An 8539-nucleotide genomic window follows, 5' to 3' on the forward strand; every position below is an offset into this window, starting at 1 on the left:
CTGATAAGCTGCGAAAGAGCACCCAGAAGGAGGACAAGCTATGGCTATGATGACAATTGGGCTTGATATCTCGAAGAGCTGGTTTCAAATCCACTGGATTACGGAGGATGGAGAAGTTATCCGCAAGAAGCTCGCTCGCGGCAAAGTTATCGATTTCTTTTCTCGGATTCCAAGTTGTCTCGTTGGTCTTGAGGCTTGCGGCAGCTCTCATCATTGGGCGTCGTGAACTGATAAAGCTTGGGCACAAAGCACGTCTTATGCCGGCCCGCTACGTACGAGCCTACGTGAAGACAAACGAGGATGATGCTGCTGATGCGGAGGCGTGCTGGGAAGCCGTCCAACGGCCTGGCATGCGGTTTGTCCCTGTAAAGACCGTCGAACAGCAGGGAATCTTAATGCTACATCGCACGCGAGATCTGCTTATTCGACAGCGCACAGGTGCGATCAATGCTCTGCGCGGTCATTTGAGCGAGTTGGGGATCGTGACCGGGAAAGGGAAAGCGAGCGCAAGAGAGCTCATGGGACTCATGAAAGTTGATGAGAGTATCCCACAAAGCGCGCGTAGCGCCCTTTTAATCCTTGTCGATCAGATCGAAGATCTTGAGCTACACATTGAAAGCCAAGAGAAGACGATCCTTGCAACCGCCAAAAGCAGTGAAGTCTGTCGGCGCCTCATGAAGGTGGCGGGCATCGGCCCATTTACCGCTACCGCCCTGGCGGCGTCTGTCGATCATCCACAACAGTTCGCTTCTGCAAGGCATTTCGCTGCCTGGCTCGGATTAGTCCCGAAGCAGCATTCGACGGGGGGTAAAGAGCGTTTTGGCGGTATCAGCAAGCGTGCCGATGGCTACATTCGTAAGCTGCTAATACATGGTGCCCGAGCGGCCGTTCATCGCGGCCGTATCCATCGGGTAGCCAATACCTGGATAACAGAGATGCTCGGCAGGCGTCCCTTCAACGTCGTTACGGTCGCGCTCGCTCACAAGACTGCACCGATCGCTTGGGCCGATCATGGCCAATGGTGAAGAGTACCGCGCGCACGTATAACTGGAACGCGTTCCGTTTGCGAGGGCAAAAGCGGAGTGATGGCAACCGGTCGGACCGGGGTCGGCCAAGCCCGTTGGACCTATCGAGCTTCAGAGCTCGCCAACGTAATTGGGCGCCGATCCGCGGATCTCATCGAGGCTCGTGGCTTTGCCATAAAGCTGGATAGATAGCTGTAAACGATCGTTAGCCGGAATAAAGCAAATGCCTTGCAAAGCGGGGACCGTCCATAGATAGTCCAAATCCGGCCGATATGTGCTTTCCCTCTCGCCAGGATCGGTATCTTGGTGTCGTCGCCGTGGAGCCTGTCGGCACAGAGCACATAGGTTTCGATCAGTTCAAAGAGCGGCCTGACCGCAAAGGCTCCGGCGCCCACGTGGTCCGCCAGCGTCGAGACCGACAGGGCGATCCCCTCACATTTGAAGCGCTGGCTCTGTCGATTTAGTGGCTGATGCTGACCAAATTTGTCGAACAGAATCGTCGCCAAAAGCTGGGGCCTACATAGCTCCGGGGTGTGGCATGGAACAGCGCGGGCGGCTGCGTGATCGCCTCGCGATCCCGACAACTGAACTTCTCCCGGACTGTCGATCCCTTGAACCGGCTTGGATCTCCTCCAGCGTCGAGATCACGCTTTCGCCAAGCTTCGAGAGCTCCGTCGAGCCGCAGCAGGGGCATTGCGTCGGAGCCGGCAGGATGACGCGCTCCCGCTCATGTCATCGGGAAAGGGCTGGCGCACCGGCCACTTGCATTCAAACGAACGCACCGTTTGCGTCTTTACGGTTGCCTTCTCGGCAGCGAGCTCATCTTGTCCGCCTCGAGTTCCTCAAGCTCCAGATCGAGCAGCCGCGCCGACCGCGTGGAGCGCGCGCCGTGCGTCGTAGCTTCTCGATCTCCAGCTTGAGATGGGCAATCAGCGCTTCGGTGCCGTGCGGCGCGGTTCGACCGCTGGGCCGCATTGGCTGCATCGGTTGCAGCATCGCTGCTCGCCTCGACCTTTTCAGCCCGTCGTCTGAGGATCCTGCGTCCGTCGATCACGCGGAGGCGCCTTGTAAGCCGCGCACCCTTAAGCGGCGTCAAAGGTAGGCCTATTGCGGCGGCCGGATACCGCCTGGCAATTGTAGATCCAACGTAAGCAAAGCTCAGCAGCCCTTGAGACTAATCTTGACGCTCCAGACCCCAGAGGCGCATTTGGTCGTGCTCCAGGTGGGCAGAGTCGCCTATGTCTTGCAGGAGGACAACGACCGACGGCATTGAGCAAGAATGGAAGTCCGTCCGTCGACGTGTTGCCGAAGGATCTTTCGAACTTGATCGCATGATCCGAGCTGCCGACAAAGTCATAAAGATAATGGATCCGTTAATGGCTGGACTGCAGCGCGCGGCTGCTTCCATAGGGGCGACCTCCACAATTCATTCACACGATCCGAGTCTGGCGGCATGACCCCCCACACGGTCGGCGTTCCGATCAAGGCGCCCCCTCATGAGCGCCTTGACCGGCTGCATCTGACGCTTCAGGCGGCGTTTTGCTGGACCAATAACCATCTCTTTGAGTTGCTGGCTGCGAACGAGGTTGGGCATCTCTGATCCCGATTGTGAATTTGGTCTCCAGTCCATCTATCCCCGCCAGGTGCGTTTCTGCCCAGATCGTTCATGAAACCGGCGCCAAGATGCGTCTGCCAAGCTATGCCGAATACTTCGTTGCCATCGGCGGAGTTCTTAAGCGTTGAGCTTGATCGGGTGCAGACGCTATCGAAAGCGCCAGATCCCAGACGGAGTTATCCACGTTTAACAACGCCGAGGATTTCCCGCGCCTCAGTTGGCGTTGCCACACTAGCTCCCAGACGCTCAACGATGCCGACCGCATTCTCGACAAGTTGGGCGTTGGATGCTAGCACACCACGTCGAAGGTAAATGTTATCTTCCAATCCTACTCTGACATGCCCACCCATCGTCACTATCTGCGCGACCATGGGCATTTCATCGGAGCCACAGCCAAATCCACCCCAGATGGCGCCCTGGGGCAAAAGCTCCCGCATAGCCTGGAGAACGATGGGAAGAGCCGGCGCACCATTTCCTGTACTGAGGCAGAATTGAAAGAGGGGGCAACCATCAATCGTGCCTTCCGATACTAGCTTCTTTGCGGTTTCAATGTGGCCTAAATCAAAGCATTCCAACTCAGGCTTGACGCCGGCCTTTCGCATAAGCGTCGCCATCTCTCGCAATTCGGACATGCGTGCAACATAGATACGCTCTCCGAATGTCATGGTAGCGCAATCCAAGGTGCTAAGCTCTGGCTGAAGCTTGACCGCGTGGAGACAGCGCCCCGCGGGACTCTTAAGCGTGCTCGCTGTACCGACTTTGATTGGGTCAACGGAGTCAAGAACTAGTTCCCCGTCCATTCCGCAGGTCAAGTTGATGATGACGTCAGTTGCCGCGTCTCGGATCTTCTTCACGACCTGTTCATAGAGTTCGAATCGGTTCGACGCGAGACCGGTATTTGGATCACGCACATGGATGTGAACGACCGCAGCTCCCGCCTTAGCTGCCTCCAGCGCAGCATTTGCAATTTCCGATGGTGTCTTTGGAATGTTCGGATGTTTCGCAAGGACCGCGCTATTGCCCCCAGTTACTGCACACGTGATGACGACCTTCCGAGACATCAAAAACTCCTGTGTTAAGTCCGTTAAATTACCGCTAGTAAGCTATCGGCCCGACTGATTGTTTCGACCAGCACATTGTTATAGGCAGCCCGAGCTTGACGGCGGCTAACGTTTGACTCGATCTCCGCGGAAGGGAGCGCCTTCATCGCACCTCGAAACCGATACATTTTAGATTGATCGGAGACGAGTTTGGGGCTCGATTCGCGTCGACGATGCGGAATTTATGCGAATACGGTCGATTTTTGCAGCCATCGCGCGGTGCGTGCCACTAGCCGAAATTGGTAGCTGGCGTCGAATCCAAATTGTCCTTCGATACTCGTGAACAGATGGCATACGGGCATTCCACTCTAAGCCGCGTTGAACGCTTCGACGGAGCCGTGTTTAGTTCAGTGCGACCGAGGGAAGCTGAGTGTATCCACGCGACGCGACTTGGGAGACCGCACTTCCGGTCCAATCGCCGCACTCAAATGACCCGGGATTCCGAAAGGTTTCTCCCCGCCCAGGCGGGCGGCGTCCTCGAGGCTCTAGACCGAGGACGCACCCGTTTCAAAACTTTTATGGTCAGTTACGAGATGGTCGTGAGCATATGGACAAATGCGGAAGGGCATCATCCGGCGGGCTTCCCCAAGACGAGAAATAGCTACTGATGTTGGCTGTGAACGGAGCTACCCTGCGAACCGCTGGATCAAAGCATAGGTTGAGCGTCTCGACCATACAAACGAGATCGCCCGCGCTTTCGAGGCGATGAAGAAGATGAAATCGCTTCGTGTCCGAGGCAATCAGGGATGTCCGGATTTCAACGCGGGCGCCCAAGCGCAGTTCACGAGCATAGCGAACATACGTCTCGGTCATGACAAACTGAAGATCTGGCTCAGATTGACCACTACCCCTTGCCCGGCGCCAGATCTCGATACTGGCAAGATCGGCTATTCGCTGGTAAGTTAAGAAGTTGACGTGATCGAGCTTGTCTAGCCAGTCCTTCTCGACGACCCCTTCCCAAGTATTAACCCAACTCATGTTCGCTCCCGGCAAGGCGCGTCCTAACTCGCTGCAACTCAGAGCGAATTCCCACGACGCCAGCGTTGCGCAACGCGATCAACTCTGCCTGACCATTTACACCGATTCCCTTGGCAACCTGTTCGGCATATTTCTGCAGCAACGCCTGATCAGGCTGGAAGCTGGCAGGCGCTATATAGCCGCGGTCCATTTCACGACCCAGACTTTCCACGAATTTGCCCCAAAGGGAGGGATCGCTCTTACCGAGAAATAATATCGAAGACAGGCCCATTACTGCCCAGCGGATTGCTGGACCTGCGGCGATCGCCCTGTCTATGGATTCCAGATCGGCTACGCCTTGCGACATCAAATAAAGAACCTCTCGAAGAACGGCGTACTGGATTCGGTTGCCGATGTAGCCGTGGATCTCGCGATCTAGCTCGACTACTTCGCAACCCGTCGACCGATAGAATGCGGAAGCGTGGTCAGCTGCCCGTCGGGCGGCATCGCCTCCGGCGATTTCAACTAGTGGAATAAGATAGGGCGGATTAAAGGGGTGACCGACGAGAATGCGCTCTGGATGCTTTGTCGCCCCACTTCTCAACTTAGAGGAGAGAAAGCCAGAAGAACTCGAGGCGATGACAACATCAGGTGGCGTATGCGCATCAATTTTTGAAAGCAGGGAAATTTTCGTATCAATATTTTCCGGCCCGCTTTCCTGGATGAAGTCAGTACCCGCCAGTGCTTCTTCAAAATCGGTTGTGAAGAACACGCGCGAGGGGGTCGCGCCAGGCGCCATTCCCAGTTCGGTCAGGGCTGGCATTGCGTTCGCAAGGCTTTCTCGGAGATAGCTCTCGCGCTCGGCCGCCTGGTCATACACCGCGACATCGAGCCCAGCCCGCATGAAGTGCGCGGCCCAACCGGCTCCGATCACGCCCCCGCCGACGCAGGTGACCTTGGCAATATTGCGTACGCCCGGTCTATTAGATTGCGACATTCGTTTGCTCCATTTTCATACAGTTCCCGTCGGCGGACAGTTGCATGCCGCCAGTTGACCAAATCCTGAGCCCACCAAAATTCTGGGGCAGGTCTCAACTGAACATTGCTTACCGGTTGACGCTGCTCGATCACGATGTTCTTGCCCAAGCGCCAAACGGCTGCGACACTGGCCAGCTCAGGCGCTGGAAACCTGCGCATGTCGTCATTTGCTTGGGCTCCGACGATTTTCGAGATGGCTGGGAGCCGAAATCAAACGGATGAGAGGCTCGAGCATGAGCTTAGGAGGCGTCGGTGCCCTTTCGAAGTTGAGAACTCCAAGAGGGAGTTTGTAACGTTCAATGACATGAGAAAGAATAGCTCGGACTAACGCTCATTTCCTCTAATCGGGGGGCTAATGGAGTCAAAATTCTGCGCGCTGTCCGAAAATGCGGAGGCTTTCCATATCAGTCTCAGCTTCGATGAAGCAAATCAGATTCAGAAGACAATCTGCGCTACGAGATTTCCAGCCGGCATCAACGTCGTAATCCGTTGGGCGACTTACATGGTTAAACACGCTGACACCTTATCGTTTGTGGTTCGATGTAGAGTGAGTCATTTCGTTCCTGAGATCACTTCTCATGCATATAACTAATGTCGAGTGCGTCCGCAGGAAAACGTCACCCGTGCGGCATCAAACAAAGTTTTTCGTAGTGATGAGCGGCGATAACGACGGACTTAGGCTTTTGAGGTCCGCTAATCTTTATACTTGAGATGGAGTTAAGCCCCGGACGAGCCCATTCACGATAGAGTCTAAGTGGCTGACCTCCACACCAGCAGATTGTCTGACGGATCCCGAGCGGCGGGTGAGGATCTGCACGGGGGGACAAATCGGATGGAGTTCCGTGCTGCGCCTCATGGGAGAGGCGACCTTGCGTCCACACGCAGAGACGCCGCGGCGTTTATAGACAGTCTGCCCGTCACGAACATTCACGGGGCGATGGGCCGAAAAAACGCGATCGTCAGATGGACAAAGGCCGGGGAAGACCACTGTCGTGTTGCTGACCAGAATACCAAGAAAGGAGCTTTTGACGAGGCGGTCGAGGCCTGGCTCTGCGCACTAACAGCCTTTGAAGTTGCCAGACGGTTGACTGATGAGAGGGATGCACAAGGTGGTGAGGGGGCAGCCAAAGTCGACGCCAATATTCAGAGATTCTCATTGCTTCTAGATCAACAAGTGGAGCGCATAAAAATTGCTCGCTGTGATGAGACCGAATTTCTAGGCTACTACTTTCCTGCTAGAAGGGCAGGTGCGTGTTCCCCCGCAGTAATTTGCATTAGCCGCGAACAAGAGAGCGGAGCCATACTGCTCGGGAGGCTCTTGCCCGAGCTGATTGGGCGTGGCATGTCCGTACTTGCGATCTCTCACGAAGATGTCTCAACTCGCTCACGCGGCCAATCGGAAATCTCGCTGTCCTATTGTTTCGATTTCCTCTCAGTTCAGGCTGGCATCGACCCAACTCGGATCGGCGTTTACGGAGATGGATTGTCGGCAATTCTAGCTACTGATTTCGCTGCGTCAGATCGCCGCGTTGGTGCGGCGGTTTGCGACGGCGGCCTGTGGAATTGGACGCGAACTTTGGCATCTGTTGGGTGGATGACGAGGGCAGCAGGTGCAATAGGGGAAGACGTAGTTCCGATGCGTCGCTCGCAATTGGTGCGACGGGTGAGGTGCCCAGTTCTCGTCGTGGCCGGGGGGCGCGGCATCGTCAGTGTACCCGAAGCCATAAAAATACAAGCTGATTGCATAGCGGCGGGCATTGATCTGCAACTGGTCATGCCTCACATGATCCGCGTTCCCGAGGAGGAGGAGGTTGAAAATTTCGTTATCTCCGACAACTGCATCTTTGAGTGGTTGGAGCAGAAGCTCGCACGCACCTCTTCATCTTAGCTGGTCGTCCGTTAAGAAGCCGATTGCAGCGATGAACGGTCGCTGGTGGCTGCGATGAGGGTGGCCAGGAAGAGGCACCAAAGAACCCTCAGCCAGGCGAGGATGCGGCGGAAGTTGTGGCCGACGGCAGAGAGGATGACGTTGGCCGCATCGCCGGCGCGGCCTTTGAGGTAGCAGCGGCCGAGGTGACCATCGGCCTTCAGGTGTTCGATGATGGGTGCGATGGCAGAGCAGCGGCGCAGCTCGCGCTTGATGACACTGAAGACGCCGCGCTTCTGGCCGGCGGGGATTTTGTGCGTCGTGGCCGCGGTATCCCTTATCGACATAGGCCCGCTCGATCGAACAGCCGGTGAGCGTCTGTGCGGTCAAGGACGTCCCGCAAGGTTTGACCATCGTACGGGTTATCGGGCATCGCCCTGGCGTGCAGCACGAACAGGCCACCGGGAGCCCGGCGGTTGTTGGTGACGATGGAGGCCTTCACGCCGAACTCGTAAGGTGCGCTGGCCTTACCCTTGCCGATGCACTCGACCTCCGGAGCATGGAAGGAATACAGCTTCCAGCCGCGCTGGCGCTGCTGCTGCGAGCGGATCTGAGAGGCCTGGCCAAGCGGGAGGGCGAAGGCGTTCTCCAGCACTGCCAGACCTTCGATCTTGCGGCGGATATCGCGGATGATCCGGCCCAGCCGGCTGCGCAGCAGACGCAACTGCCGCTGATGGCGCCTGAACTTTTTGGCATGGGCGTAGCGGGAAGCCATCATGGCCGCGGTCTTGGCAATGCGAAGATAGGACTGCCGCAGCCTGATCCCGTGCTTCCTCGCCGTATCGCTCCGGCGAGGACCGCCTTGCCCGCGGTTTGATGGAGGGTGAAGACTTAGGCGTATGACTGACCATATGCCGATGCCGAAGGTTTCCCGACT

At 56.6% G+C, this 8539-nt stretch carries 4 protein-coding genes and 3 pseudogenes; 2 read left to right on the forward strand and 5 right to left on the reverse strand.

What is annotated here, in order from left to right; genetic code table 11:
- Nucleotides 1–40: 40 nt before the first annotated feature.
- A pseudogene (locus IVB01_RS23125) lies at nt 41–1047 on the forward strand (IS110 family transposase).
- Between the two features lie 232 nt (nt 1048–1279).
- On the opposite strand, the pseudogene IVB01_RS23130 reads toward IVB01_RS23125, so the two are convergent.
- The 4 genes and pseudogenes from IVB01_RS23130 to IVB01_RS23145 all read right to left on the reverse strand — a co-directional run.
- A pseudogene (locus IVB01_RS23130) lies at nt 1280–2079 on the reverse strand (transposase); the annotation flags it as partial.
- Nucleotides 2080–2816: 737 nt separating this feature from the next.
- Nucleotides 2817–3701, reverse strand: a complete 885-nt coding sequence (locus IVB01_RS23135; RefSeq protein ID WP_247494903.1) for a 3-keto-5-aminohexanoate cleavage protein — start codon at nt 3699–3701, stop codon at nt 2817–2819.
- A 561-nt stretch (nt 3702–4262) separates the two neighbouring features.
- Nucleotides 4263–4718 (reverse strand): thioesterase family protein, encoded by a 456-nt coding sequence (locus tag IVB01_RS23140; RefSeq protein WP_247494904.1) that lies wholly within the window; start codon nt 4716–4718, stop codon nt 4263–4265.
- Nucleotides 4705–5694, reverse strand: coding sequence for a 3-hydroxyacyl-CoA dehydrogenase NAD-binding domain-containing protein (locus tag IVB01_RS23145; RefSeq protein ID WP_247494905.1), 990 nt, complete (start codon nt 5692–5694; stop codon nt 4705–4707). Before IVB01_RS23145 ends, IVB01_RS23140 begins: the two co-directional genes overlap by 14 nt.
- Before the next feature lie 873 nt (nt 5695–6567).
- On the opposite strand from IVB01_RS23145, the gene IVB01_RS23150 reads away from it, so the two are divergent.
- Nucleotides 6568–7623: a hypothetical protein gene (locus IVB01_RS23150; RefSeq protein ID WP_247494906.1), complete on the forward strand. Its 1056-nt coding sequence runs from the start codon at nt 6568–6570 to the stop codon at nt 7621–7623.
- Nucleotides 7624–7634: 11 nt separating this feature from the next.
- Here the strand turns inward: IVB01_RS23150 and IVB01_RS23155 are convergent.
- Nucleotides 7635–8434: pseudogene (locus tag IVB01_RS23155) on the reverse strand (IS5/IS1182 family transposase); the annotation flags it as partial.
- Nucleotides 8435–8539 lie beyond the last annotated feature (105 nt).

Source organism: Bradyrhizobium sp. 164, assembly GCF_023073715.1.
Classification (GTDB): Bacteria; Pseudomonadota; Alphaproteobacteria; order Rhizobiales; family Xanthobacteraceae; genus Bradyrhizobium.